Origin of the sequence: Vibrio zhugei, from assembly GCF_003716875.1 — a bacterium.
GTDB classification, from domain to species: domain Bacteria; phylum Pseudomonadota; class Gammaproteobacteria; order Enterobacterales; family Vibrionaceae; genus Vibrio; species Vibrio zhugei.
Window position 1 is genome coordinate 1,040,625 of sequence record NZ_CP033077.1, and the last position, 24,500, is coordinate 1,065,124.

20 protein-coding genes and 6 pseudogenes are annotated in these 24,500 nt (G+C 44.7%); 17 read left to right on the top strand and 9 right to left on the bottom strand.

Translation table 11 applies throughout. The annotated features are described in order from the left end of the window. The first annotated feature begins 10 nt into the window (after positions 1 to 10). A complete protein-coding gene (locus EAE30_RS04755) occupies positions 11 to 739 on the top strand; it encodes a hypothetical protein (protein WP_199287012.1) in 729 nt (242 codons plus the stop codon). A gap of 21 nt (positions 740 to 760) precedes the next feature. On the opposite strand, the pseudogene EAE30_RS04760 reads toward EAE30_RS04755, so the two are convergent. Then, a pseudogene (locus EAE30_RS04760) lies at positions 761 to 1,156 on the bottom strand (integrase core domain-containing protein); the annotation flags it as partial. Positions 1,157 to 1,387: 231 nt separating this feature from the next. Between EAE30_RS04760 and istA the strand changes: the two are divergent. Together istA and istB are read left to right on the top strand one after the other, a co-directional pair. After that, positions 1,388 to 2,920, top strand: coding sequence for an IS21 family transposase (gene istA, locus EAE30_RS04765; RefSeq protein WP_123014567.1), 1,533 nt, complete (start codon positions 1,388 to 1,390; stop codon positions 2,918 to 2,920). Between the two features lie 10 nt (positions 2,921 to 2,930). Next, positions 2,931 to 3,671 carry an IS21-like element ISVch3 family helper ATPase IstB gene (gene istB, locus EAE30_RS04770; RefSeq protein ID WP_123014102.1) on the top strand — a complete coding sequence of 247 codons (741 nt, stop codon included), beginning with the start codon at positions 2,931 to 2,933 and terminating at the stop codon, positions 3,669 to 3,671. 80 nt (positions 3,672 to 3,751) lie between these two features. Here istB and EAE30_RS18995 read toward each other — a convergent pair. Continuing rightward, positions 3,752 to 4,893: pseudogene (locus EAE30_RS18995) on the bottom strand (transposase); the annotation flags it as partial. Here EAE30_RS18995 and EAE30_RS18840 point away from each other — a divergent pair. From EAE30_RS18840 to EAE30_RS04795, 4 genes and pseudogenes are all read left to right on the top strand, one after another. Next, complete coding sequence (locus EAE30_RS18840; protein ID WP_199287014.1) at positions 4,892 to 5,371, top strand: hypothetical protein; 480 nt, start codon at positions 4,892 to 4,894, stop codon at positions 5,369 to 5,371. The pseudogene EAE30_RS18995 and the gene EAE30_RS18840 sit on opposite strands and share 2 nt — an antisense overlap. Continuing rightward, positions 5,353 to 5,709 (top strand): hypothetical protein, encoded by a 357-nt coding sequence (locus EAE30_RS18845; protein ID WP_199287015.1) that lies wholly within the window; start codon positions 5,353 to 5,355, stop codon positions 5,707 to 5,709. The genes EAE30_RS18840 and EAE30_RS18845 overlap by 19 nt, the downstream gene beginning before the upstream one ends. 537 nt (positions 5,710 to 6,246) lie before the next feature. Then, positions 6,247 to 7,189: pseudogene (locus tag EAE30_RS04790) on the top strand (IS30 family transposase). Positions 7,190 to 7,257: 68 nt separating this feature from the next. Further along, positions 7,258 to 7,494, top strand: a pseudogene (locus tag EAE30_RS04795) (IS30 family transposase); the annotation flags it as partial. Between the two features lie 28 nt (positions 7,495 to 7,522). Here EAE30_RS04795 and tnpC read toward each other — a convergent pair. The 3 genes from tnpC to tnpA are packed head-to-tail and all read right to left on the bottom strand — an operon-like array spanning position 7,523 to position 9,806. Next, a complete protein-coding gene (gene tnpC / locus EAE30_RS04800) occupies positions 7,523 to 9,076 on the bottom strand; it encodes an IS66 family transposase (protein ID WP_123014910.1) in 1,554 nt (517 codons plus the stop codon). A gap of 59 nt (positions 9,077 to 9,135) precedes the next feature. Then, the gene (gene tnpB / locus EAE30_RS04805; protein WP_164711789.1) at positions 9,136 to 9,489 is read right to left on the bottom strand and encodes an IS66 family insertion sequence element accessory protein TnpB; all 354 of its coding nucleotides are present in this window, start codon (positions 9,487 to 9,489) and stop codon (positions 9,136 to 9,138) included. After that, positions 9,486 to 9,806, bottom strand: coding sequence for an IS66 family insertion sequence element accessory protein TnpA (gene tnpA, locus EAE30_RS04810; protein WP_123014138.1), 321 nt, complete (start codon positions 9,804 to 9,806; stop codon positions 9,486 to 9,488). The genes tnpB and tnpA overlap by 4 nt, the downstream gene beginning before the upstream one ends. Positions 9,807 to 9,886: 80 nt before the next feature. Between tnpA and EAE30_RS04815 the strand changes: the two are divergent. The 6 genes and pseudogenes from EAE30_RS04815 to EAE30_RS04840 all read left to right on the top strand — a co-directional run. Continuing rightward, positions 9,887 to 10,300: pseudogene (locus EAE30_RS04815) on the top strand (IS30 family transposase); the annotation flags it as partial. A gap of 9 nt (positions 10,301 to 10,309) precedes the next feature. After that, positions 10,310 to 10,600, top strand: a complete 291-nt coding sequence (locus tag EAE30_RS04820; RefSeq protein ID WP_123014911.1) for a GNAT family N-acetyltransferase — start codon at positions 10,310 to 10,312, stop codon at positions 10,598 to 10,600. Between the two features lie 12 nt (positions 10,601 to 10,612). Next, the gene (locus EAE30_RS04825) at positions 10,613 to 11,146 is read left to right on the top strand and encodes a chloramphenicol phosphotransferase CPT family protein (protein WP_164711792.1); all 534 of its coding nucleotides are present in this window, start codon (positions 10,613 to 10,615) and stop codon (positions 11,144 to 11,146) included. A 281-nt stretch (positions 11,147 to 11,427) separates the two neighbouring features. Then, positions 11,428 to 11,907 carry a GNAT family N-acetyltransferase gene (locus EAE30_RS04830; protein WP_123014913.1) on the top strand — a complete coding sequence of 160 codons (480 nt, stop codon included), beginning with the start codon at positions 11,428 to 11,430 and terminating at the stop codon, positions 11,905 to 11,907. Between the two features lie 126 nt (positions 11,908 to 12,033). After that, positions 12,034 to 12,528 carry a GNAT family N-acetyltransferase gene (locus tag EAE30_RS04835; RefSeq protein ID WP_123014914.1) on the top strand — a complete coding sequence of 165 codons (495 nt, stop codon included), beginning with the start codon at positions 12,034 to 12,036 and terminating at the stop codon, positions 12,526 to 12,528. A gap of 44 nt (positions 12,529 to 12,572) precedes the next feature. Further along, a complete protein-coding gene (locus tag EAE30_RS04840) occupies positions 12,573 to 13,907 on the top strand; it encodes an alpha/beta hydrolase family protein (RefSeq protein ID WP_199287016.1) in 1,335 nt (444 codons plus the stop codon). 302 nt (positions 13,908 to 14,209) lie between these two features. On the opposite strand, the gene gcvP is transcribed toward EAE30_RS04840, so the two are convergent. Together gcvP and gcvH are read right to left on the bottom strand one after the other, a co-directional pair. Beyond that, positions 14,210 to 17,071, bottom strand: a complete 2,862-nt coding sequence (gene gcvP, locus EAE30_RS04845; protein WP_123014916.1) for an aminomethyl-transferring glycine dehydrogenase — start codon at positions 17,069 to 17,071, stop codon at positions 14,210 to 14,212. A 112-nt stretch (positions 17,072 to 17,183) separates the two neighbouring features. Then, a complete protein-coding gene (gene gcvH, locus EAE30_RS04850) occupies positions 17,184 to 17,570 on the bottom strand; it encodes a glycine cleavage system protein GcvH (protein ID WP_123014917.1) in 387 nt (128 codons plus the stop codon). 655 nt (positions 17,571 to 18,225) lie between these two features. Here gcvH and EAE30_RS04855 point away from each other — a divergent pair. The 3 genes and pseudogenes from EAE30_RS04855 (at position 18,226) to EAE30_RS04870 (ending at position 21,383) form a co-directional block, all read left to right on the top strand. Continuing rightward, on the top strand, positions 18,226 to 18,855 hold the full coding sequence (locus EAE30_RS04855; RefSeq protein WP_123014918.1) for a helix-turn-helix domain-containing protein: 630 nt from the start codon (positions 18,226 to 18,228) through the stop codon (positions 18,853 to 18,855). A 224-nt stretch (positions 18,856 to 19,079) separates the two neighbouring features. Then, positions 19,080 to 20,219 carry a glycine cleavage system aminomethyltransferase GcvT gene (gene gcvT, locus EAE30_RS04860; protein ID WP_123014919.1) on the top strand — a complete coding sequence of 380 codons (1,140 nt, stop codon included), beginning with the start codon at positions 19,080 to 19,082 and terminating at the stop codon, positions 20,217 to 20,219. A 201-nt stretch (positions 20,220 to 20,420) separates the two neighbouring features. Continuing rightward, positions 20,421 to 21,383: pseudogene (locus tag EAE30_RS04870) on the top strand (S1 family peptidase). 60 nt (positions 21,384 to 21,443) lie between these two features. Here EAE30_RS04870 and EAE30_RS04875 read toward each other — a convergent pair. Both EAE30_RS04875 and EAE30_RS04880 read right to left on the bottom strand, forming a co-directional pair. Continuing rightward, entirely contained in the window at positions 21,444 to 23,150 is a 1,707-nt protein-coding gene (locus EAE30_RS04875; protein ID WP_123014922.1) for a GGDEF domain-containing phosphodiesterase, read from the bottom strand. 130 nt (positions 23,151 to 23,280) lie between these two features. Beyond that, positions 23,281 to 23,754 carry a CreA family protein gene (locus EAE30_RS04880; protein WP_123014923.1) on the bottom strand — a complete coding sequence of 158 codons (474 nt, stop codon included), beginning with the start codon at positions 23,752 to 23,754 and terminating at the stop codon, positions 23,281 to 23,283. Between the two features lie 182 nt (positions 23,755 to 23,936). Here EAE30_RS04880 and EAE30_RS04885 point away from each other — a divergent pair, with 182 nt between their 5' ends. Continuing rightward, positions 23,937 to 24,437 carry a hypothetical protein gene (locus EAE30_RS04885; RefSeq protein WP_164711794.1) on the top strand — a complete coding sequence of 167 codons (501 nt, stop codon included), beginning with the start codon at positions 23,937 to 23,939 and terminating at the stop codon, positions 24,435 to 24,437. The last annotated feature ends 63 nt before the right edge of the window (positions 24,438 to 24,500 follow it).

Consider the following 24,500-nt stretch of genomic DNA (forward strand, 5'->3'; position numbering starts at 1 on the left):
TTATTGAAAGATGAAAATTATTAAAGAATATATACAGTCAGATGGTAAAAAACTAAGACTTAGTGAAGAGGCTGTCACGCATGTCTATGAAGGTAACTTTGTAGTAAGAACTCAGCAAGGTGATGACAATATGACTGTACTGAGAGGTGGTTTACATTCCTGTAGTGGATGGAACACCTTTAGAAAAAATTATTACAAAGAACTTTCTCACTTACACTTTTTCAACAGTAACATTCACAAATACTGGTATTACGCTAGAGAGCTTAGCAATGGAGTTATCACGTTAAGACTACCCAGAGACTTATTTGCGGGTAAAGCAGCTAAAATAACTATGTATCCAGACGATTATTATAAATCTGGCTACCTATGGAAAACTCTTTTCCCTAAGTATTATGATAGAAATGCTGTCATCGAGGCAATTGATGAGGCATTAGAGAATGAAGATATAACTCAACGAAGTAATGGTCAGATCATAGGTTATATCAATAATGATGAACCAATGAAAACTATGAAAATAGTTATTCAGTTCAAAGGAACGGAAATTAAATCAGCCTTCCCTGCATGGACTCAACCAAATAATGGTAACGTGGGAAAACCTTTCTCTCACTATGATAATATAGGATTTCTAATATCTCAGTCCACTGAGTATTTTGAAGATAATTATGATTTACAAAACGAAGTGAAAATTTCAGTTTTCGGAGAGAAAATTTCTCTTGATTATCGGCGTTTTTCAAGCTAGTTGTCACTACTTGCTTAATTATCAAGCAGCTTTTTTTTCTGGGTTCAGATGAACCTCTCCGATCGGCTCACAGTTCCTAATTTTCCCTGACCAGCGTTCTGGTCTTTTCTGACGATGTTCTATCAACACCTTTGCCCGATGCTCCAAGATCTGTTTGTCTTTTCCACTATGGCGCTCTGACGGTGTGACAAAGTTTAAGCGGCTATGTTTGTGTTCTGTGTTATACCAGACAACGAAGTCTGCTACCCAAGCTCGACATATGTCTAGACCACTAAAGCCTTTCGATGGCCAATTCGGCACGTATTTCAATGTGCGGAATAAGGATTCCACATACGGATTGTCATCGCTGACTCGTGGGCGACTGTAGGATGAGATAATGCCCAGCTCTTCCATCTTGGCTTTGAACATCAATGATTTCTGCATATTTCGGAGCATTCCGATCAGTCATTTCGGGATTATCCGATCACCCATTTCGGTTTAAACCGATCACTGATTCCGCGATTATCCGATCACTTTTAGCCTAACTCCGAAATCGGTGATCGGAATAGCGAAAACCGCGATCGGAATGCCCGAAATCCTTATTTTTTCTCTTTTAAATCAATAGCTCGTTATTCTTTACTTCTTAATCAAGAACGTAAGGAAGCGACAATGGCCAAAAAGAGAACTCCAATGAACAAAATCAAAGAGGTATTACGCCTTAAGTACGACTGCGGTCTCTCAAATCGCAGCATCGCTTCTTGCCTTAAACTCGGCCCGTCCACCATATCAGAACTCCTTACTCGCTTTAAACAAATCCAGCTTGGCTGGCCTCTACCCGAAAGTTGCAGTGATGCTGATCTCACGCAAGCGCTGTATCACGATAAGAAAACCAGTCGCGATAAAGTCATGCCAGACTTCACTCAATACGCTGTTGAACTCAGACGTAAAGGTATGACGAAAATGTTGCTCTGGCAGGAATATCATGAGCAATATCAAGAACAAGCTTACGCTTACACCCAGTTCTGTGAGCACTTCACGCGCTGGTTCAAAACGCAAAAGCGCAGCATGCGCCAGCTTCATGTCGCGGGTGATAAACTGTTTATCGATTACTGTGGGCCAAGGCTTCAGGTGGTCAACCCTGACACAGGAGAAGTGCGTGAAGCGGAAGTGTTCGTCGCGACCTTAGGCGCATCCAATTACACCTATGTTGAAGCCTTCCCGAGCCAAGGTAAGTCCTACTGGTTAGAGGCGCATGCTAATGCGTTCGAACACTTCGGTGGTGTACCACAGCTCTTGGTTCCCGATAATCTACGTAGCGCGGTCACCAAAGCCAATCGTTATGAGCCGAGACTTAACGACAGCTATCAAAAACTAGCTAATCACTATCAAACCGCCGTAATGCCAGCTCGTCCCTACAAACCAAAAGACAAAGCCAAAGCAGAGAATGCCGTGCTTCTAGTGGAACGCTGGATCATGATGCGGCTGCGACACCAAACCTTCTATACCTTCAAGGCGCTGAATCTCGCTATCCGAGAACTCATGAATGAGTTAAACCAACGTGAGATGAAACAGTATGGCGCGAGTCGTCAATCATTGTTCGATAAACTCGACAAGCCAGCGTTAAAGCCTCTCCCCAAACAGCGTTATCTGTATACCGAAACCAAGCGAGCCAAAGTTGGGCCTGATTATCACATTGAATATCACCGTCATTACTACTCGGTTCCCCATCAACTTGTTGGCCACTATGTTGAGCTAGAAGCCACCAATCGTCTGGTGCAGATCTACCACCAAGGTAACTTGGTCGCTCAACATCCACGCAGCCAACGAGAGCGAGGAAATAGCACCAACGCAGAGCATATGCCAAGTAACCATCAACATCAAAAGTGGTCCCCTGGACGCTTGCTCAACTGGGGAGCCAATATCGGCCCGGCTACACGAGAAGTCATCAATAAGATGCTCAACTCCAAACCTCATCCAGAGCAGTCGTATCGCTCCTGCCTTGGGCTGCTCAATCTGAGTAAAGCGCATGGTGAATCACGCTTAGAGCAAGCCTGTAAAGATGCGCTGATGCTGACAAAACCGAACTACACCTTCATAAACAATCTACTGAAAAACAATCGAGAAGGACAACTGAGCAAAGACAACACGAGCACGCCGAACCTTGTTCATAGCAATGTCCGTGGCCCGAACTGTTATCACTAGGAGAAAGGATATGAACACACTCAATAACCAACTAAAAACCCTGCGGTTGAGCCATGCGGCGAAAGCGTTAGAGCAGCAACAAGAGCAACTGACGACCTACGCAGAGCTGGACTTCGAGGAGAGACTAAGCCTGCTTCTGGAAAGCGAAATCTTGAATCGCAATCAGACCAAAATCCAACGCTTAAAACGACAAGCCAAATTAAGAGTGGATGCACAGCCGAGCCAACTCGTCTACAAGGAGGGACGAAACCTCAACCGTAAACAAATGAGCGAACTACTAACGGGCAGTTATCTACACAAGCACCAAAACATCTTGATCACAGGCCCAACAGGAGCAGGTAAAACGTATCTTGGTTGTGCACTGGCAACCAGTGCCTGCGACCAACAACAAACGGTCAGATACTACCGATTAACTCGCTTGCTTGATGACCTGACCGCAGGACGTCTGGATGGCAGCTATCAAAAACAACTTCAATCGTTGGCTAAGAAAGGCTTACTGATCCTCGACGACTGGGGGATGGAAAAACTGACTCAGGAACACGCGGGCCACTTATTAGAAGTGCTTGAAGATCGTTACCAAAACAGCAGCACAATCGTCATCAGCCAATTACCTGTAAAAGAGTGGTACAACATGATCGGCAACGCCACCGTCGCAGATGCTCTCATGGATCGGCTGGTACACAATAGTCATCGAATAGAACTGGGAGGTGAATCAATGAGAAAACTGGCGCAATCCGATCACTTAGAGTAAAAATAGGAAGAGAGAAAAATGACAGGATCAGGTGATCGGAATAAACCGAAACAAGCGATCGCAATCACCGAAATACGCAATTTCATTGGAGCGCCATTATCTGAATGCAAAACCAGAGACTGATTGAAGCATTGCTCTCGCATCAAGGTTCGTTGCAGTAACTGAGCGGCCAACTCTCCGCACTCTCGGTCATAGACGTCATACCCAACGATTTTTCGGCTATAAATATCTTCGATCATGTACAGATAATAATGCTGACCACGAACCCCAGACGGCATGTACGTAATATCCCAAGTGAAAACCTGATTCGGCCCTGTAGCGGTGTAACTTGTTGGTCTCGATGACTTTTTTCGACTACGTTGGCGACCTCGACGGTTAAGTTGACCTTCTGCTTTCAAAACCCGATAAAAACTCGATTCCGATGCGATATATTCACCTTTATCCAGTAAGGTTGGGACGATTTGACTCGGTGGTAGACTCGCGTATTCAGGCGCGTTACTGACTTCAACGATCAACTGTCTTTCTTGCTTTGAGAGCTTGTTTACTGGCTCTGGTCGTGTCGCTATCGGCCGTTGATCTTCCTGTATTTCACCGCTCTGATACCAGCGACGGTAAGTCCGTAAATCGATCTCAGCTTCATGACAGGCACTCTCTAATCGACAGCCGTTTTGGCGAGCCTCATGGATGAGTGCAACCAAGCTTTGCCTTTCATCGGTTGAGGTTAATCGTCCTCGGGCTCTTCCCCGTAAAAGGCTCTGAGCTTTTTTCTCAGCACCAGAAGCGCGGTGGTTTCTGCCAGCGCTTTTTCTTTGTAACGGAGTTCTTTCTTCAACTCTTTTATTTCATGTTTGTCCGCTTTTGCCTGTTTCTTGGCTTCCGCTTCTCGTTCTTTTTGAGTCATGAAGCCGTGCATACATTCGCTGCGCCACTCTTTGAGCTGCTCAGGATAAAGCCCCTTTTCACGACAATACTGACTTAGCTCATGCTCTGTCATGGAAAAGGTTTCAGCAACCACAGCTAACTTAGTTTGCGCTGACCACTGATCGGAGGAAGTATTACTATCTGGCACAACGGCTCCTGACTGTCTTAATGCGTTACGCCAATTATACAGGGTTGCTTCACTGATGCCTTCTTCTTTTGCGACTTCCGCCACTGAGCGAGAGTATGGAGGTAATAGTTTTTTCAATATAGCGTCTTTTCTTTCCTGCGGATAACGAGACATGATTTACTCTGTTACCGCCCCTAACTGGTTAAATTTTAACAGTGACAACTATCCTGCCAGAGGGGGTTATCTTCCAGATTACACACCAATAATTTTCACAAGACGTTCAAAAATAAATGGAAAAATCAAAGCTAGTGAGTGGGTTGAGTCTAGAAGGAAAGAGCTTTTATCGATAAGGTTAGATGATAAAGATAATGATAGACTATACGAGTATATTAATGACCACACTATATTAAAATATTATCCAGAAATAACATCTGGTGCATATTCAACCGCGCTGGATATGATTTTCGGAGACGAGTGCTTTCACAACTCTTTTCAAATAGTTCAAAATATAGTCGATGGTATGTATTATCTTCTTTATAGCAATCAGAAAGAAAGACTAATTAAAACCATTTGTAATGTGCTTGATAATATGGTGACGCACACCAACTTTGATCAATTGCTAAAAAGAAAATTATGTCGACAGTCATTTTGATTGTCACTTATCTAAATGACTCAGAGCTATCTTACAAATTCATTCTAGCACTTTCAACCTCACCGATTAGACGTGAAGCATATCTTGAATATAACTTAAATTCTATACACAAAAAGAAACTGCAAGTTCCTACAGAAACATACCCAGTAGAATTGGACTTTATAGATAACCCTAACCTAGACTTCCAACTAGAATATAAGGATTTTATTGAATTTCTTAAAGAACTTTATAGTGAAACATATACTTTAAATTTTGATGATGAAATACTAGATAACTTACTAAATGATGTAATTGATAATCAAGAGAAGAACTACAAACTTTTAATAATGATGCATTAAAATACTTCAGTAAGCAAGATTTCTTATCATTGTCATATCATATTGACAAAATATTAAGCTCTGCTCAAAAATATGAGCTTGGCGATTCATCTAATTAATTGAAAGTTGTGGGTTGATATTAAGAGATTATTGTAGGATTCAATTTGCACATAGGCAAAGAATAAATGCAAGATATATAAAATACAATGACTATGTTTCTGTTATATCTATTGATTATATAGATCATAACTTACTTTATGGAAAAATCCTCAAGCATGAGCGCATATCAAATCATTTGAACCTAACTAGGTTTACAGATGGTATGTTAGAGTTTGCTCTAAAAACAGAAGACAAAAATTTCGAAACGGATATTAATAACTTCAAGGCTCGTATAGGTAAAGAAAAACCACCTTTGCCAGAGATTATTTAGCTTATTCATATCGGGTAATACCCGATTTCAGATAATAAGTGCGACATTCATGGAAATATGTAGAAGAGGAAGCCAACTGCTGAAGTGGTACGCTCTTCTCGCCAAAGAAACAAGCAGTACTACCATGAATTATCAAACAGTTGACCGAAGGCAGAAGATACCAGATTTCTGCTCTTTTGGAACGGGGAATTTCGGTTCCTGAAATAGCTAAAACAGTTCAGTGCCACCGCTCGACGGTATACCGTGAGCTTAACGCGGTCGGAAGGGAGAGCATTATTGCCCTAACGAAGCCAGATGTCGTCTACCAAAAAGCGCAAAACAGCACGTAAATACCGAATACCAAAGGAACGTGTCGATTTTATCCGCCTTCTTTTAGAAACAGATTGGAGTCCAGAGCAGATTTCTAATGTATTAACGAAAATTGGTGCATCTGTCAGTCATGAGTGGATCTATCGCTTTGTTGCTCAAGATAAACGCTTGGGCGGTAAGTTATATCGTCACTTGAGACAAGGTCATAAGCGGTATCGCCGAGGTAAACAAGAGAAAGCTCCAGCGATAAAAAATGCCGTTTCGATTGATGATAGACCAAGCATCGTTGACAGTAAGGAGCGGTTTGGTGACTGGGAAATCGACACTGTGCTAGGTAAGCATGGTACAGGTGCAATGGTGACTATTTTAGAGCGTAAGACTCGATTTTACGTGGTACAGAAAGTGCCATCTAAGTCAGCGGATGATGTCACCAAAGCGACAATAGAGCTACTGAAGCCCTATAAGAAACATGTCCATACCATTACGGCAGATAACGGGCGAGAGTTTGCAGGTCATGAAACCATCGCAAAAGAATTAAAGGCTGATGTGTACTTTGCTCATCCGTACAGTTCTTGGGAGCGTGGGCTAATGAGAATGCGAACGGTCTTTTAAGGCAATATGTGAAGAAAGGAACCGAATCTAACGACAGTGACGGACATCGATATAGAGTTCGCTTTATCGCGGATAAATTACCGTCCGAGAAAGTGGTTTAGGCTTCAAGCAGGCAGCCATTATATTGAGGAGATGGCTTTAGCTTCTTGATATTGGAGAGTGTCGCACTTCGCAGTTGAATTCGGGGATTTCCTGTGTACTATACGAAAGTCGGTGCCGCTGTGAGTCATGAGTGGATCTACCGATATGTCGCTCAGGATAAACGCTTAGGTGGCAAGTTATATCGCCACTTGAGACAAGAACACAAGCGGTATCGTCGCGGTAAGAAAGAGAAAGCGCCAGCGATCAAGAATGCTATTTCTATCGATGATAGGCCAAGCATCGTTGACAGTAAGGAGCGATTGGGTGATTGGGAAATCGACACCGTATTAGGCAAACATGGCACTGGTGCTATGTAAGCGCCCCATGAACACACGGGGCGTTTTAGTGTGAGAAGTTCCACGGAAGAAGTGAGTCAATGTCGGGCTCTGCTTTCGCCAGCTCTTTCATGCATTTGACCATGTAATCGTACAGAATGAGTCCATTGGCTTTAGCCGTCTCGATGATGCTATAGAGTAATGCGCTAGCATCGGCGCCTCTTGATGTGTTGGCGAAGAGCCAGTTCTTTCGGCCAATGACCATCGATTTTATCGCACGCTCTGCTCGATTGTTGTCGATGGATACGTGCCCATCATCCACATAACGCACCAACTTTGGCCATTGACCCAAGGTGTATTTAATCGCTTTACCCGGTGGGCTGGATTCGAACACCTTTTGTGTCGTGAGCCATTGATACAGGTCGTCCAATATCGGTTTGGCGTGTGATTGTCTCTCTGACCAACGCTCTTCGGCTGACGACGGTTTTAAGCGAGCTTCAAGCGCATAGAGTTTTTGGATTTTTGCTAGCGCGATATCCACTTTCCCAGTCTTGCCTTTTCCCTGAAGCTTTTTTGCTTCCATGAACTTACGGCGAGCATGAGCGAAGCAACCAACGTTTGTCACTTGAGTGAGACCATCGTACGCCACATAACCATCGGTTTGCAGGTAACCCGAGTAATCGCCCAAGAAGTCCATTGGGCACGCTCTCGCGCGACTGTTTTGATAGTCGTACAAGACGATGTTTTTCATCTCCGGTAAACAAGCTTGCGGAGAGTCAGCGCCTGAGCAGTAAAGCCACATGTAACTGCGCTTCTCTTCTTGCAGAACATTCAATGGGGTTTCATCAGCATGCACCACCACTTGCTCAAGTAAGTGCGTTTTTAAGGCTTGGTACAAGGGTTGGAACTTCTCGCTCACTTGGATAACCCAGCGAGCCATAGTGGTTCTTGATAAGTCGATGCCCGATTGCGTGAACAAGGTTTCTTGTCGATACAGCGGCAAGGCGTACTGGTATTTACCTAAGATGATATTGGCCAGCAAGCTTTCTGTGGCGAAGCTTTTCGGGATAATGCTCTCGGGTGCTGGCTGTTGGTGAACGGGGTTAGTCTCACTGTGTTGCTCACAATGACGGCACGCGTATTTAGGACGAACGTAGTCGATAACTTTGAGAACGGCAGGCGTGAACTCCAGTTTCTCGCTACGGTCTTCCCCGATTTGATGCAGAGAATGTTGACAGCAAGGACACTGTTTATCGTGCTCGTCCAGGTCAAGAACCACGGTTTCGCGAGGTAAGTCTTTCGGTAATGGCTGGCGTTTACCACGGCACTTTGTTGTGGTCGTCGTGGTCACCACGTCTTCGTCGACGTTCTCCGCTTCGCATTCCACTTCATTAAAGAAGTCGCCCTGAGCTTCGTTATACGGTTTTAACGCTTCAGAGCGCTTGGCGAACTGACGGTCAAGTGCCAGTTTGAACTGCTCAATCAAGGATTGGCGCTCTTGTTGCCATTGTGATTCTTTTTGCTGCCAAGCTTCTTGCTCAGACATCAACGCCTTCACCATCGCTTGAAGTTCCGCGATGTTTTGGCTGTCTGGATTGATGTCGGGGGTCGTCTTTTTCATGGTCGTTATTGTACTGAATACCGATAAAAAAGGCTTGGTTTATCTGACTTTTATTGCCATTAACCCATTGTAAAACTGTCGATTTTTACCGATTTATGGCCGATTATTGTGAAGTCAGAAAGCAGTCTGTCGAGGTCAAATTGCGTTAAGGTCAACACCGTATTTTTCTCTTGCGTGGGCCACTTAAACTTGGCTTTTTCGAGGCGTTTATACCAGAGCGCATAACCCGTTTGGTCCCAATACAACGCTTTGATTTTATCGCGTTGTTTATTGGTGAAGAGGAACAATGCCCCTGAGCCTAGCTCAAGGTCGGTGTCGGATTCAATCAACAGCGCCAGACCATTGATAGATTTTCTGAAATCGACAAACTCGCGGTATAAATACACCACTGGCGCGGTCATCATGCGCTTCATGACAAGGCTCCAATCAACTCAGCAAGATAGTGTGGTGGCGTGCCTTGAGGAATACTCAATTCGATGTTATTTACTATCAAAGTCATGTTGGCTACCGACGTCTGGGTCACCTTGCGACAGGTGGTTTTTTCAATAATTTCGGCCTTAACGAAGCCGCTCTGAGTTGGAGATGGGTTAACACTCAACTGCTGCCGCTTAGCGTAAAACGTCGATACGCTAATGTCGTGTTTTTGGCAAAAATCTTGTTGTGTAAGCGAACTGGCTTGGCATTGCTCAATCAGAGAAAGCCATTCTTGATCGGTGCGTCGTTTATTCATGCCACATCTCCTTTGGATTGGAGATGTGATCATAGAGTGGGCAATGCGTGATTAGAATGTGGGGTTTGTGGTGCGCTTACGGTGCTATGGTGACTATTTTAGAGCGTAAAACACGATTTTACGTGGTCAAGAAAGTGCCATCGAAGTCAGCAGATGATGTCACTCAAGCCACCATAGAGCTACTCATGCCTTATAAGGAACATGTCCATACTATCACGGCAGATAATGGGAGAGAGTTTGCAGGCCATGAAACCATCGCAAAGGCGTTGGAGGCTGATGTGTACTTTGCCCATCCTTATAGCTCTTGGGAGCGTGGAGCCAATGAGAATGCGAACGGGCTTTTAAGGCAATATGTGAAGAAAGGAACCGATCTAACGACAGTGACGGACATCGATATAGAGTTCGCTTTATCGCGGATAAATTATCGACCGAAAAAGTGTTTAGACTTCAAGCAATCAGCCATTGTATTTGAGAAAATGGTTTTAGTTGCTTGAGATTGGAGAATGTCGCACTTCGCAGTTGAATTCGGGCATCTAGATGATTTATATGTTGAACCAGAGTGTCAAGGAAAGGGAATTGGCAAAAAAACACTCATTTATCTAGCTCAAATAGCAAAAGAAAAAGATTGCGCCCGCTTTGAGTGGTGGGCGCTTAAAACAAATGATTCTGCAATTAAGTTTTATTTGAATATCGGAGCACAAAAACTGGATGAAATTTCAGTATTCCGGTTAAATCAATCTCAAATTGAAAATTTAGCAAAAGATAACAAACCAATGCACGGGACAAGCGCGTGATAAGAGCGTTATGTGCTTGGAGGTAAAATAAGTATGGATGTCATAATCTTAAATGGTGCAAGCAGTTCTGGAAAAAGCTCGATTGCTAAAGAACTTCAATCGATTTTGCCTAGAAACTACTTACACATTGGCATCGATACATTCATCTCTATGATGCCAGAAAAGTCGAATTCACTAGATTGCGGTGATGGGAAATCTGACGGTTTTTACTTCCAACAAGAATTACTAGAAGGGAAAGTTGTCCAAAGAATCCAAAGTGGTTCATATGGTAGAAAAGTAAATCTGGCTTATCACTCCACAGTTAAGCACCTAGCAGATTTAGGTCTTGGTGTCATAGTCGATGATGTTATGGATGGCTCTAGTGAACAAAAGCTATGGAACCTCGCCTTAGGCTCAACAAGCACGCTGTTTGTCGGTGTTCATTGCTGTTTAGACGTATTAGTTGAACGCGAGAGGTTACGAAGTGATCGTGTTCAAGGCTCTGCTGTAGAACAAGCTTTGCGCGTCCATCAAGGCGTTGTTTATGACCTTGAACTCTCTACATAGAACGATACAGTGAAGGAGTGTGCGCAACACATAGCAACGCACATAACAAGATAATTGGACTCCCGCTCTAATCACAGATTAACCTTTGAGTGAGTCAAACTGTTGGAGGAAAGCAATGAAAACGTCAATGATTGGCGTTGATTTAGCCACTAAAGCTATCCAAGTGTGTCATGCGTTAGTTTTAGTGGGTAAGGGACTATGTAGAAGTCTTATTATTGCATGCCTCACCTTAATAAAGCGTTATAAAATATAATCATCCATCGCATGGAAAGGAATTGATAATGATTGTACTTAGGGAAATGCGAACAGAAGAATACCCAGGTTACTGTCAGTACTTTATCGACGACTACAGTCGGGAAATCGCTGAAAATTATGGACACTCGATAAATGTGGCGAATGAGCTGGCTAAAAAAGAGCTGTATCGTTGCTTTCCTAATGGTTTACAGGGAAATGAGCATTCATTGCTATGTATCGATGCAGAGGTTGATGGGCAGACAAAGCGAGTCGGTTATTTGTGGCATTCCATTGACGTTGTAGACAAGTCGAGCTTTATATATGATTTCTTTGTATCCAATGAATACCGTGGTTTGGGGTATGGAACTCAAGCTATCGCTGATTTGGAAAAAAAACTACAAGACGTGGGTGTGAATCAAATAAAACTAAGAGTCGCGTATCAAAATAAGCGTGCACTCAAGCTATATCAGGAAGTCGGGTTTGTGATTACTGCCTTCAATATGTCCAAAAATATTGGTATGTCGTAGTGACAACAGTGCAAGTGACTTAAATTGGACAAAAATCGCTGGCGTTTGTTCGCGTCTTAATAATCTTAGTTTAAACCACTTGAGCGCCGCTCAGTAGAGCGTTATATGGTTGTGAGGGACATTGACATGGAAGTGGTAGAGGCCAATCCTGATTTGGCTCCAATATTAGCGAATTACGCGAAAGAATGCTTAGAGGCGGGTATTCCTCGGTATTCCGGAGTGGATCAAAACCCGAAAGCGTATTTATTAGGGTTGATTGAACGTTCTAAGGCAACGGCTGAGTTAACAAACGGTTATTTGCCCAGCACAACGTACTATTGTTTAGCAAACTCTAAAATCTTAGGTGCCATCCGAGTTCGCAAAGGCACCAATGCCAAAGTAGAAAATGTCATTGGTCATATTGGTTACGAAACGAGACCGTCAGCTCGTGGTAAAGGCGTCGCCTCTTTTCTCCTCGCTTGGGTGCGCGATCACGTTGTCACTGACGCAGTTATTGTGACTTGCTCAATGGATAATCCTGCATCTCAAAAGGTCATCGAAAACTGTGGTGGCGAATATCTCGGTAACTACGTAACGGATAGCGAGGGTACAGTAAGGCGCTACCGTCTAGCACGTCGATGAGAACGATTTGGGGAAGTAACTGAGCTTATAAAAGGATGATGGCAATGAACAATAAAAATATGGCGCGCTATGTTGCGAGGTTTTTGATGGTATCTTGTATGCCATTGTCTGCGGCCTATGCTGAGAATCGAATTGATATTGTACGCGCGGATGCGCCTGAGCTTGCGGCGTATGGTAACCAGACGGTCGGCGTTAGACAGTTAGAGTTTGTCCATAAACATCAGATTGATGTTTTGAATACCGAGCGAGATAGACACAAGGATGATGCGTTTCCCTATTACGACCGTCCGTTAACGGTTGAGACTTGGTATCCTGCGGTGTCTAATGCCAAAGGGTCACATGTGTTGAATGTGTATGCACGTGATGGTAAGACAAAAATCGCCCTGCATGGACGCGCTATTGTGGGAGCGAAGCCGCTTAAATCTGATAAAGCTTTTCCTCTTGTCATTCTCTCCCATGGCTACCCAGGTAATCGCTTTTTAATGTCACCCATCGCCGAAAATATTGCCTCAAAGGGTTATGTTGTGGTGGCTATCGATCATACGGATTCGACGTATCGTACCTTAGGTGATATCAGCTCAAGTATTGTTAACCGTACGAAAGATCAGTTGTTTATTATTGACCAAATCAGTCAGTTAGCCAAAGATCCCACTTCCTATTTTTATCATCTTGTGGACGCCAATAATACAGGCATTATTGGTTATTCTATGGGCGCTTACGGCACAACGGTGACCGTAGGGGGAGGGTTAACCTCTTATGCCGTCCATCAAAATGAAGGTTTTTTTTCGGCACCGACGGGAACATTAGACCCATATTTAACGGGCAGTGCTGAGTATCTTGAGCTTGCCGATGATCGCATAAAAACAGCCGTCACCTTCGCTCCGGCGGGTATGAATAACGGCTTTATGGACGCGCAAACGGCGAAAGGGATTCGTGTTCCCATGTTGATGATTGCTGGATCAAAAGACGACATTGTGGGTTATGATGATGGGGTTCGCGCATTGTGGAAAGCGGCGACAAGTGTTGATCGCTCCCTGTTAACCTTTGAGTATGCCAATCATAATGCTGGGGCTCCTATGGCGCCGCCAGAGGAAATGTATCAATTCGATCCTGATTTAGGGTTTAACTTCTCCATGCATTATCTAGATCCTGTTTGGGATAACGTGCGAATGAATAATATTTCGACGCATTTCATTACCGCTTGGTTAGGTAAGTACCTTAAACACGATGACAGTATGGCCGCCTATCTCGATGTGGTACCACATTCTAACGATGGTCAATGGGGCAAGGGCGTGAACAGTGCCGACCATACTTATTGGAAAGGTTTTCCGAACCGCACAGCGAGTGGATTACGATTTGAAACGTTAGTAGCACAATAAAGCGTCACTTCCTCGGCGTTGGTAATCACTATTGTTGATAGTGACCCTTCAGCTTGCTCAATCGCGAATGGGAATAGGGAGAAACTGTCATTTATCGTCTAGGGACAGACCTGAGAACGCCTATGTCTGATTGAGCGGAAGAGACAATTGAATCGTGAGCTGACCGGAACAGTTTTACGCCAAAGACGTCACTTGTTTTGGTATAAGAATTTTCTCGCTCGTCATAAAAAGGCGAACCGTTAGGTTCGCCTTTTTTGATTCAAGTTAGCTTGCTACTTGCTTATAGTGACAAGTGCTTGAGATTACTCATAACTCTCGATGCTTGGGCATGAGCAGATTAAGTTACGGTCACCGTAGACGTTATCAACACGGTTGACCGTTGGCCAGTATTTAGAGGCTTTGCTGTGTGGCGTAGGGAAGCAGGCCACTTCGCGAGAGTAGGCGTGCGGCCATTCCTCACTCATGAGATCCGCTTGGGTGTGCGGCGCATTCACCAATGGGTTTTCTGCTAGGGTCCACTCGCCAGATTCAATGCGAGCAATCTCGTTACGAATGCCAATCATGGCATCACAAAAACGATCAATCTCGACCAGATCTTCCGATTCTGTTGGCTCTATCATCAAAGTGCCAGCCACCGGGAAGGACATGGTCGGCGCATGGAAGCCGTAGTCTATCAAACGTTTGGCGATATCTTCTTCACTAATGCCGGTCGCGTCTTTTAACGGACGAATATCGATAATACATTCGTGTGCGACTCGCTCATTTTGGCCTTTGTACAACACAGCATAGTGTGGTGCGAGGCGTTCCATGATGTAGTTGGCATTGAGAATCGCGGTTTTAGAGGCTTGGGTTAAACCGTCACCGCCCATCATTGCAATGTAAGCCCATGAAATCGGCAAGATCGACGCACTGCCCATATCCGCGGCAGAAATGGCGTACTCGCTACCGTCGACACCATGTTCGATGTGGCCGGGTAAAAAGTCGGCTAAGTGCGCTTTTACACCGATAGGCCCCATGCCAGGTCCGCCGCCGCCGTGCGGAATACAGAAGGTCTTGTGTAAGTTAAGGTGAGACACATCGGAACCAATAAATCCTGGTGAAGTGAGCCCAACTTGCGCATTGAGGTTGGCACCATCCATGTAGACTTGTCCGCCTGCGTCATGAACTTTGTCACAAATCGTTTTGACTTCCGTCTCGTATACACCGTGGGTTGATGGGTACGTGATCATAATGCATGAGAGATTATCCCGATGCTTAGCGATTTTCTCGTCGAGGTCGTTGAGTGAAATATTGCCGTTATCATCACATTTTACTACGACCACTTTCATCGATACCATTGATGCCGAGGCTGGGTTTGTGCCGTGTGCCGAGCTGGGGATCAAACACACATTGCGATGCTCCTCTCCGCGGCTGCGGTGATAGCGTTGAATCGCAATTAACCCCGCATATTCTCCAGAAGCCCCAGAGTTAGGCTGTAGTGAGAAGGCATCGTAGCCTGTAATCGCACATAGTTTTTCTTTGAGATCGCTTGCCAGTGCTTGATAACCCGCCGTTTGTGCTTGTGGGGCAAACGGGTGTAGCTGGTTGAACTCTGGCCAAGTAATCGGCAGCATTTCCGCCGCTGCATTGAGCTTCATGGTACAGCTACCGAGTGGAATCATACCGTGTGTTAATGAGAAATCTTTGTTCTCGAGCCGTTTTAGATAACGCATCATTTGCGTTTCACTATGATGGGTATTAAATACGGGATGAGTCAGATAGTCACTGGTACGGCGACAGCTCTCAGGAATGGCGGCGAACTCATTGTCGGCAATGTGTGCAGACAGGGTTTCGACGGTCGATTTCACCCCAAAGGCCGAGAACAGTAAGTGTAAATCGGCGTCTGAACTGGTTTCATCCAAACTGATGCCTAAACTGCCATCATACAAACGCACGTTAATCCCGTAAGATTGAAGTTTATTGTAAAGCGCGCCAGTTCGTTCGGTCGTCAGCACCGTTAAAGTATCGAAGAAGTGATGATGTGCAAGCTCAAAACCCGTTTCCGTCAAGCCAGCGGCGAGTATGGCGGTAAGGTGATGAGTACGACGAGCAATGGTTTTTAGACCCTCAGGTCCATGGTATACCGCATAAAATCCAGCCATGTTGGCGAGTAGAGCTTGTGCGGTACAGATATTGGAGGTGGCTTTCTCGCGGCGAATATGTTGCTCACGAGTTTGCATCGCCATGCGCAATGCAGGACGTCCCTTTGCATCGACTGACACACCAATAACGCGACCTGGCATCGTACGTTTGTATTTATCTTGGGTGGCCATGAAGGCGGCGTGGGGGCCACCGAAGCCTAAAGGAACGCCGAAACGTTGTGCACTTCCGATGACCACATCCGCGCCCATTTCACCCGCCGGTTTTAATAATGTGCTGGCGAGAAGATCGGTCGCGACCGTGACGAGCGCTTTTGTTTGGTGTACCTGTTCAATCAAAGGGGTCAAATCGACGACTTCACCACTGGTCGTTGGATGTTGGAAGAGCGCGCCAAACACGTCATGTTCAGTCACGGTATGCGCAGGGGCCACAATGACATCAAATTCTAAAAACTCAGCGCGAGTTTTGACCACTTCAATGGTTTGTGGATGCAAATTATCAGCGACGAAGAAGGACTTGCTTTTGCTTTTTCCTGCTCGTTTACACAGTGCCATGGCTTCAGCTGCGGCCGTCGCTTCATCCAACAACGAGGCATTGGCAATGTCCATTGCCGTCAGATCTGTGATCATTTGTTGGAAGTTTAATAACGCCTCTAAGCGACCTTGAGAAATCTCTGGCTGATATGGGGTATAGGCGGTGTACCATCCTGGGTTTTCTAATACATTACGTAATATAACGTTGGGCGTAACGGTATTATAGTAACCTTGACCGATGAAGGTGCGTTGCACCACGTTCTGCTTCGCAAATTCTTTGAGGGTCTGCATCATGCATGGTTCACTGAGAGCACTGCCCAGTTCTAATGGAGATTCCAGACGAATGGCGGCTGGCACCGTTTCATCAATCAAGGCATCGATTGATGCGGCGTTAATGGTGTTCAGCATACGCGCTTCGTCTTGCGCGCGAGGGCCGTTGTGTCGGCGAATAAACTCGCCAGATGTGCTTAAACTTTTGAGTAAATCAGTCATTGCTACCTTACCTGTGATCTTGCTCAGCCAATGACTGAGCAGAATTCACCACTGTGACTAAGTCAAGATAGCCACAATCGGCGGCTATCTAACAAATGAGGAAGTGAGTCGATCAGTCTTCGTCTGCTTCCAATGCCGCCATATAATCAGCCGCGTTTTTGAGATCGTCTAATTCTTCCGCGTCATTCATTTTTAGGGTCGCAATCCAGCCATTCTCGTAAGGTTCGTCGTTCACCAATTCTGGACTGTCTTCCAAGTCTTCATTGACGGCAACCACAACACCAGAGACCGGCGCGTAAATGTCAGAAGCCGCTTTGACCGATTCCACCAAAGAGAATGCATCGCCAGCATCGAATTCGCTGTCAATTTCTGGTAGTTCAACAAATACCACGTCACCTAAGAGTTCTTGGGCGTGATCAGAGATGCCAACTGTGACGGTGCCATCACCGTTATCGCGAACCCACTCGTGGCTTTCTGTAAACTTTAATTTGTTGTCCATTACTTGTTTCTCCAATAATTATCGTCTGAACGATTCAATATAATATTACGTCAAAAAAGGTATTCGAGGTTGTGTCGAAGGAAGGTATTGGTGTGGCGATCCGCCGTCACCCTCATCCGTATGCATTGGCGACCATGCCAGATTGATAAGCCCGCCACAAAAGTGAGAAGTACGAATGCTAATTGATTCTGAGGAATGCGTGGTGACAGTATCGCCACACAAAAAGCGTGAATCGAGCGAAAAAGCACACCATTGACGCTAAGGTAACGTTTGCGTGAGGCAAAAATAAAAAAAGAGCATTGAATGAAAAGTGCGGATATAAGCAAGATGCCCGCGTACACATTCCAGCGTAAAGCGCTTAAGGTCGGGGTAAGCTGTGATAAATCGTGTCTCACTGTCACTCATCCAAAATCTTTCAAGTGATCGCCACTTGAATAAGAAACTTCGTTCTATGCATTCATCCACGTGTCTGCTAAACGCCTTATGAGCAGAACATACTATGTGGCTGAATAATGATCAATAAAAAAGGTTTCTTATAGGAAACCTTTTTGCATGTGTGTTAGAGATCGCACATTATTTTAAGGAAAGCGTGTAAGGGGAGAATGTTTCATGCAATATAGCAAGTGAACGAGTGAATTATGGTGTAAATACAGGCATGTCTAAAACGATAGTGGATGAGTATCCTTCGATGAAAGTCGCGAGAGAATCGGAAGAAAAAGCAGAGGTTACGCCATTAAAACTGGGGGAGCGAATCAAATCGATTCGCACCAAACTGGGCATGACATTAGAAGAAGCCAGCCAACAAACCGGATTAGCACGCTCCACGTTGAGCAAGATCGAAAATGAGCAGATTTCACCGACGTTCCAAGCCATGCAAAAGTTAGCACATGGTTTGCATATTGATATGCCTCAACTGTTTGAGCCACCTAAGAAAATTCAAGCGACAGGGCGCCGTGACATTACCAGAAAAACGATGGGTAAACCGCACCCGACACAGACCTATGAACACGAACTGCTGGCAACGCAACTCTCAAAGAAAAAAATGATGCCATTTAAGAGTCGGGTACGGGCGCGCGCATTTTCTGAGTATAGTGATTGGATACGGCATGGTGGGGAAGAGTTTTTGTTAGTGCTCAGTGGAGAGATCACTTTTTATTGCGAATTTTATGAGCCCGTTACGCTTAATGAAGGTGACAGTGTTTATTACGACGCGAATATGGGGCACATGCTGGTTTCAACCAGTGCTGAAGATGCATTAATCTTGTGGGTGACCAGTGCGGGTTAGTCAATAAAGTTTCTTATAATAAATGCAAACGATTGCTTTTGGAGTTGATTTACTGAAGAATAACCGTAAATCAACATGTTTACGATGGAATGGAGCTGTTACCTAATGGCATACGCATGGCGGGGTTCGCGATACACGGTGTACGGTAATGGATGATAAACATTATTGAAGGACGGAAGCGGTGACTATGAAAGGCCGCTCGTTGTAGGAGTAGGGAGTAAACCATGACGAAAGCGACGGATGCTGAATTTATCCTGTTAGAGAAAACGCCACTTTATGCTGAACACATTGAAGCGGGTGCCAAAATGGTGGCGTTTGCAGGGTATGAGATGCCAGTGCAGTATCCACTGGGGGTGAAAAAAGAGCATCTGCATACTCGTGATGCGGCTGGCTTGTTCGATGTCTCTCATATGGGACAAATTCGCCTTAGTGGCAATGAGGCTGCTCAGTATTTAGAGACACTGGTTCCGGTGGATGTGGTGGATTTGCCTGTTGGTAAGCAGCGTTATGCGTTTTTTACCAATGAACAAGGTGGGATTTTAGATGACCTGATGATCGCGAATATGGGCGACCACTTATTTCTCGTCGTCAATGCAGCCTGCAAAAACGCCGATATTACTCATCTTAAATGTCAGCTTCCGGCCGATATCGCTATCGATGTATTAGAGGATTATGCACTATTGGCTTTGCAAGGGCCCAAAGCGGCTGACGTTTTAGCACGCTTTCAGCCCGCGGTCAGTGACATGCATTTTATGGACATACAAAAGCTTGAGATTAACGGGATCGAGTGTACAGTCAGTCGCAGCGGTTATACTGGAGAAGACGGTTACGAAATCTCGGTGCCTGCCACTCAGGCTGCCTCACTATCACAATATCTAATGGCCTGTGAAGAAGTCGAATGGATTGGCCTTGGCGCCCGTGATTCGCTTCGTTTAGAGTGTGGATTATGCCTCTATGGTCATGATTTAGATACGAGCACGACTCCGGTTGAAGCGGGATTGGTTTGGGCTATCAGTCCTAAGCGTCGTAAAGGCGGTGAGCGTGAAGGGGGGTTCCCGGGCGCTGAGATTATCTTGCCACAAATAGAGTCTCGTGATGTTCAACGCAAACGGGTTGGCTTGGTTGGATTGACCAAAGCCCCCGTCCGAGAGGGAACAGTGCTGCTGAATGCCGAGGGACATGTGATCGGTCGGGTAACCAGTGGTACCGCTGGGCCAACAGCAGGAAAACCTGTGTCAATGGGGTATGTTGATGCTGAGTATACGGCATTAGATACTGAAATTTTTGCGGAAGTCCGAGGCAAACAGCTACCGATGTTGGTGACTCGCATGCCATTCGTACCACAGCGTTACTACCGCGGCTAAATAGACGTAATGCGCCACAGCTTGTGTGGCGCATTATCCCTGAATAGCGCGTTGATGAAAAAGCATTAAGCCAATAACGTTGCTAATTTATATAAGATAATTCACTAGAAATCTTCTAGAATAGAAGCATGAAGTTTTAATCTAGTCGGTCATCAAGTGAAAATACTCTCTAAATTCTATGTACTACTGGCTCTGCTCACGGTGCAGGCCCATGCGTATCAAATTAAGCCGCAAATTATTAATGGCGATAACGTCAATATTAATAATTATCCTTCTTTCGCGAGCTTATTTTTATATCTCAACCCTAACTTTTATTCATCACAAAGTTTTTGTGGCGCGACCATCATTAATGCGCGGTTTGCGTTGACCGCTGCTCATTGTGTGGTGGGAAACGATAATGTCTTAAAGTACACCGTGGTCTCTCCACAAGTAGAAGACGAGTCGTAGTTCCCTGATGGCAATATACAATTTTCTCGGGTGAAAGCATTTTATTATCCGGATGGCTTTATCGACAAACCACCCTTCAGCCAAGATATTGCGCTGTTAGAGTTAGAGCAACCGCTTAACATCAGTGATTACTCAAACTTGCTGAGCTTTACGTATAATGATGGTTATCCTTCAGGTGGGGATTACGTGGCGATTGGTCATGGGCTGACCTACGGGACAGAGCCGTCAGGCGCGAGTGCGTCGACGCTCTTGAAAACGTCACTGACGTTTGTGGATAGAAGTACTTGTCGCAGCAGTTTTTATTCCTCAGTAACCGATTCACAGATTTTTTTCGACGGCGCTCTCGATAGTGGCGATGACTACAAACACGCCACCTGTTCCGGTGATTCTGGTGGTCCGGTGTACCTATTGGAAAGTGGCGTTTATAGACAAATCGGGCTTACCAGTTATGACTCGTCAGTATGTGGTGATAAAAGTGCGCCAGTGGTGTCCGTATTCACTGAGCTCTTCGATTTTCGCAGTTGGATACAAAATGTCATGGCTGGACAGGTGCGCGCACAATATTATGTGGCGACTGTCGATGGCAAGCGGGTGGTTTCTGCAGGAACGCCAGTCGTGGTGCCATCATCCAGTAGCGGCGGAGGCGGTAGCATAGGTATTATCATGATTTTGGGCCTATGTGGATTAGTATGGGTACGACGTTACGAACGGGTATAATGCAAAACGCCGTGGCGTCTTCTCTACGGCGTTTTTGATTTTTGGCCTGAATTGACTGATTCAAGACTGAGTGTATAGGGAATAACGACTGGCTGTTGCAATGGATAGGGGTTTGGATAACCAGTAGCCTTGTAAGTAGACCGCGCCTAGTGACAAGAACTTCTTATACATGGCTTGATCTTCAATCCCTTCAACAACGATATGAATCCCGTTTGCTCGGCTGAGATTAATAATGAAGGCGAGATAGTCGTGCATGGCGTTATTTTCCATGCTTTTCACTGCCATAGAACGGTCGATTTTAATTTGATTCAATGGCAAATCGAAGAAACTGTTCATGGAGCTAAAGCCAGTGCCGAAGTCATCCAAAGCCAGCTGAAAGCCAATGTCGCTTAACTTGATTAACTGGTTTATCGCATTGCGGTTGCCATCGAGCACGACCGTTTCCGTCAATTCTAAAACGATTGAAGAAGGGACAATCCCAATTTGTTTGGCGATAGATTGAATATTTTCGGGGAAAGTGAGTTCCAACAGTTGTAGGGCCGAGACATTGACGTTTACTTTTACTGACGTGCCGTGTTGCTTGTTGTAGCGTACGATAAACTGGCAGGCTTTGCTAAATACTTGATAGCCTAATTCGCTAATCAATCCTTTCTTTTCCGCGATAGGGATGAACTCGTCAGGATAGATTTCCCCAAATTCTTTGGAGCGCCAACGGACTAAGGCTTCAAAGCTCGATACCTCTCCAGATTCCGCATGTATAATGGGCTGAAATTTTACTTTCAATGACTTGGAGTTTAATGCCTCTTTTAAGCCTCGCTCAATGAAGAAAAAGCGATCGACTTGACGCTGAGTCTTGCCTGCATAGATTTCGATTGGTGACGCTTGTTTTTCTCGTGCATATTGGCAAGTCCGAGATGCGATATTAATGATTTGCTCGGCATTGATGTCATTACTGATCTTAGGATAGACGCCGATATTCATTTTATCGCCGTATAAATGACCATGCTCATTCATTGCACGCGCATACTCTTGATGTACCGTTTGACACAGTCGTTGGAGCTCCGCGCTGTCATTATGGTCACGAATCAGAACGACGATATCATCAGAACGGATTTGATAGCACTCAACGACGCCATTAGGAATGGTTTGGATAGCACCTAAAATATGCTGCAGCAAATGTTGCGAAACGTCGGAGCCGTACTGATTAAAATAAGAACGCAAATCATCAATCGCGATGTATAATAACGTATAATCAATGTCGTCTTTTTTTGCGTTCTCAATATCGATCAAGAGCTTTGCTCGATTCGCTAAGCCAGAAGCGCTGTCATAGTAAGCGGTTTGCCGAAGATACGATTCAACTAGCTTTTGGTCGGAAATGTCGCAATGACGCCCGACCATGAATGTCTCACCGTTTTCCGTTTTTGATACGACGTTAGACTCTATCCAAGTGTATTGACCATTGAACTTACGCAAACGATATTGGAAGTTTTTTTGCTCACCAGGTAGGAGATGAGTTATGAAATCCGTAAACACCTTGTCAATAATGTGTCGATCAAGCGGGTGGACAACGGCAACCCATTCTTCATAAGTGATTTGCGTATTCTTAAACCCAAATTGCGTATAAAAATCAGGGGTGAAAAATGTGAGGATGCCTTGGTTGTCCAAATGAAAGAGCCCTTCAGAAAAAACTTCCAAAATATGATTGAAACGCTGCTTATGTTCTGGAGATAAATTCTCCAAGGATAATCCATGATGGCTTAATGACATGCTTTCCTACTACCGAGATCAAGTATCACAATTGAACGTACAAATATGATGCATCAACTGTATTAGCGCAGAGTGTAACATAATTGAATTCAATTATAGCTCATTAATTATATCAAACTAAATAGTGGGATTATTGGTGTTCTAGCGTGATGGCGCCATACGCTTTTGTTCCCCATAATGGGACGGTTGATAGGCTGTGTTTGAACGACCCCGATGTCTCTTTGGTTGTATAAGAAATATACATCAGTGTCTGGGTTCTTACATCAAAAATACGGCGAATTCTCATACTCTTAAAGAAGATACTTTTGGATTTTTTAAACAGGACTTCGCCGGATTTACTTTTATCAATATTGGTGAGCATCTCCGGGGTAATTTCGCCGGTTTGACGACAGGCAATGGAGCTATCGCTAGGATCGGAAAAGCTTAAATTGGCTTCTACCGAGGCCACATGACAGGTCACGCCAGGAATGTCGGGATCTTTGAGAATATCTATTTTGAGATCTTTCGTGGTAAACATGCCCAAGCTGACATCGCCAACTTCGTTATTATCACAGCCGTTTAGAATAAAGGCGAGTAAGCTGACACTGAGTATTTTCTTTAACATAAATGGATATCCATATTTTATTTTTAATGATAGCAGTCGGCGTTTTATATCCCAAGGTCCGGATTGCAAACGTTTATGACTGAATGACTTGTAGAGTATAGGAATGGTCAGTATGCTTCTACAGGTAAAATCGTTATATTGTGAATAAATAACCAGAAATAAGAGCGCCTATGAATGTGTCTATGCCGACAATTGTCGCAGTAAAAAATCAATGGTTACATCAGCAGGTGGAAGTAGAGCATCCCACGTCGCAAAGTTTACGGGGGCGTGCGCTTTATCAATCATTGCTTGAAACTCAGGCAGTAGAGCCATGTGAAGCTGAGCCCGTTGCGCTATCTGGTGATGACCTCTATTTAGTGGATTTTCATCGTCTGACCATTTTATTTGCGATGCTTCAATCACAACGTGTCGATGGCGAAACCGCACAAGCGGAGTTGCTCGAATTCTTTGCTCAAATTATTTTGTCGGCTCCCTGTGAACTCTATATTGGTTTTTGTGATGGGCAGCCTTGTGCGGCGGCAATGGTCACCGACTATCAGCAAGAGTGGCTGATCTCAGATTGTGTACTTACGCCTAATTCTCGCTTTACGCAGCAACAAGATCTTATCAACGCGATTGTCACGTTAAAAGCGACACACAGCAAGCGTCCTCAACAATTATGGTTGGAAACCTCCCAGCGCTAAAATGCGTCAGATTTCTCACTTTTTCTCGTATTGATTTTCATCGCCAGTTTAAATTAGTGACTT

Coding starts and splice junctions, on each gene's coding strand:
- EAE30_RS04875 (WP_123014922.1), bottom strand. CDS start 23,150: ATGTCATTAAGCCATCATGGATTATCCTTGGAGAATTTATCTCCAGAA.
- istA (WP_123014567.1), top strand. CDS start 1,388: ATGGCCAAAAAGAGAACTCCAATGAACAAAATCAAAGAGGTATTACGC.
- EAE30_RS04885 (WP_164711794.1), top strand. CDS start 23,937: ATGCCGACAATTGTCGCAGTAAAAAATCAATGGTTACATCAGCAGGTG.
- gcvH (WP_123014917.1), bottom strand. CDS start 17,570: ATGGACAACAAATTAAAGTTTACAGAAAGCCACGAGTGGGTTCGCGAT.
- tnpB (WP_164711789.1), bottom strand. CDS start 9,489: ATGAAGCGCATGATGACCGCGCCAGTGGTGTATTTATACCGCGAGTTT.
- EAE30_RS04830 (WP_123014913.1), top strand. CDS start 11,428: ATGATTGTACTTAGGGAAATGCGAACAGAAGAATACCCAGGTTACTGT.
- gcvP (WP_123014916.1), bottom strand. CDS start 17,071: ATGACTGATTTACTCAAAAGTTTAAGCACATCTGGCGAGTTTATTCGC.
- istB (WP_123014102.1), top strand. CDS start 2,931: ATGAACACACTCAATAACCAACTAAAAACCCTGCGGTTGAGCCATGCG.
- tnpA (WP_123014138.1), bottom strand. CDS start 9,806: ATGAATAAACGACGCACCGATCAAGAATGGCTTTCTCTGATTGAGCAA.
- EAE30_RS04855 (WP_123014918.1), top strand. CDS start 18,226: ATGTCTAAAACGATAGTGGATGAGTATCCTTCGATGAAAGTCGCGAGA.
- EAE30_RS04820 (WP_123014911.1), top strand. CDS start 10,310: ATGTCGCACTTCGCAGTTGAATTCGGGCATCTAGATGATTTATATGTT.
- EAE30_RS18845 (WP_199287015.1), top strand. CDS start 5,353: ATGTCGACAGTCATTTTGATTGTCACTTATCTAAATGACTCAGAGCTA.
- EAE30_RS04755 (WP_199287012.1), top strand. CDS start 11: ATGAAAATTATTAAAGAATATATACAGTCAGATGGTAAAAAACTAAGA.
- EAE30_RS04880 (WP_123014923.1), bottom strand. CDS start 23,754: ATGTTAAAGAAAATACTCAGTGTCAGCTTACTCGCCTTTATTCTAAAC.
- gcvT (WP_123014919.1), top strand. CDS start 19,080: ATGACGAAAGCGACGGATGCTGAATTTATCCTGTTAGAGAAAACGCCA.
- EAE30_RS04835 (WP_123014914.1), top strand. CDS start 12,034: ATGGAAGTGGTAGAGGCCAATCCTGATTTGGCTCCAATATTAGCGAAT.
- EAE30_RS04840 (WP_199287016.1), top strand. CDS start 12,573: ATGAACAATAAAAATATGGCGCGCTATGTTGCGAGGTTTTTGATGGTA.
- tnpC (WP_123014910.1), bottom strand. CDS start 9,076: ATGAAAAAGACGACCCCCGACATCAATCCAGACAGCCAAAACATCGCG.
- EAE30_RS18840 (WP_199287014.1), top strand. CDS start 4,892: ATGATTTACTCTGTTACCGCCCCTAACTGGTTAAATTTTAACAGTGAC.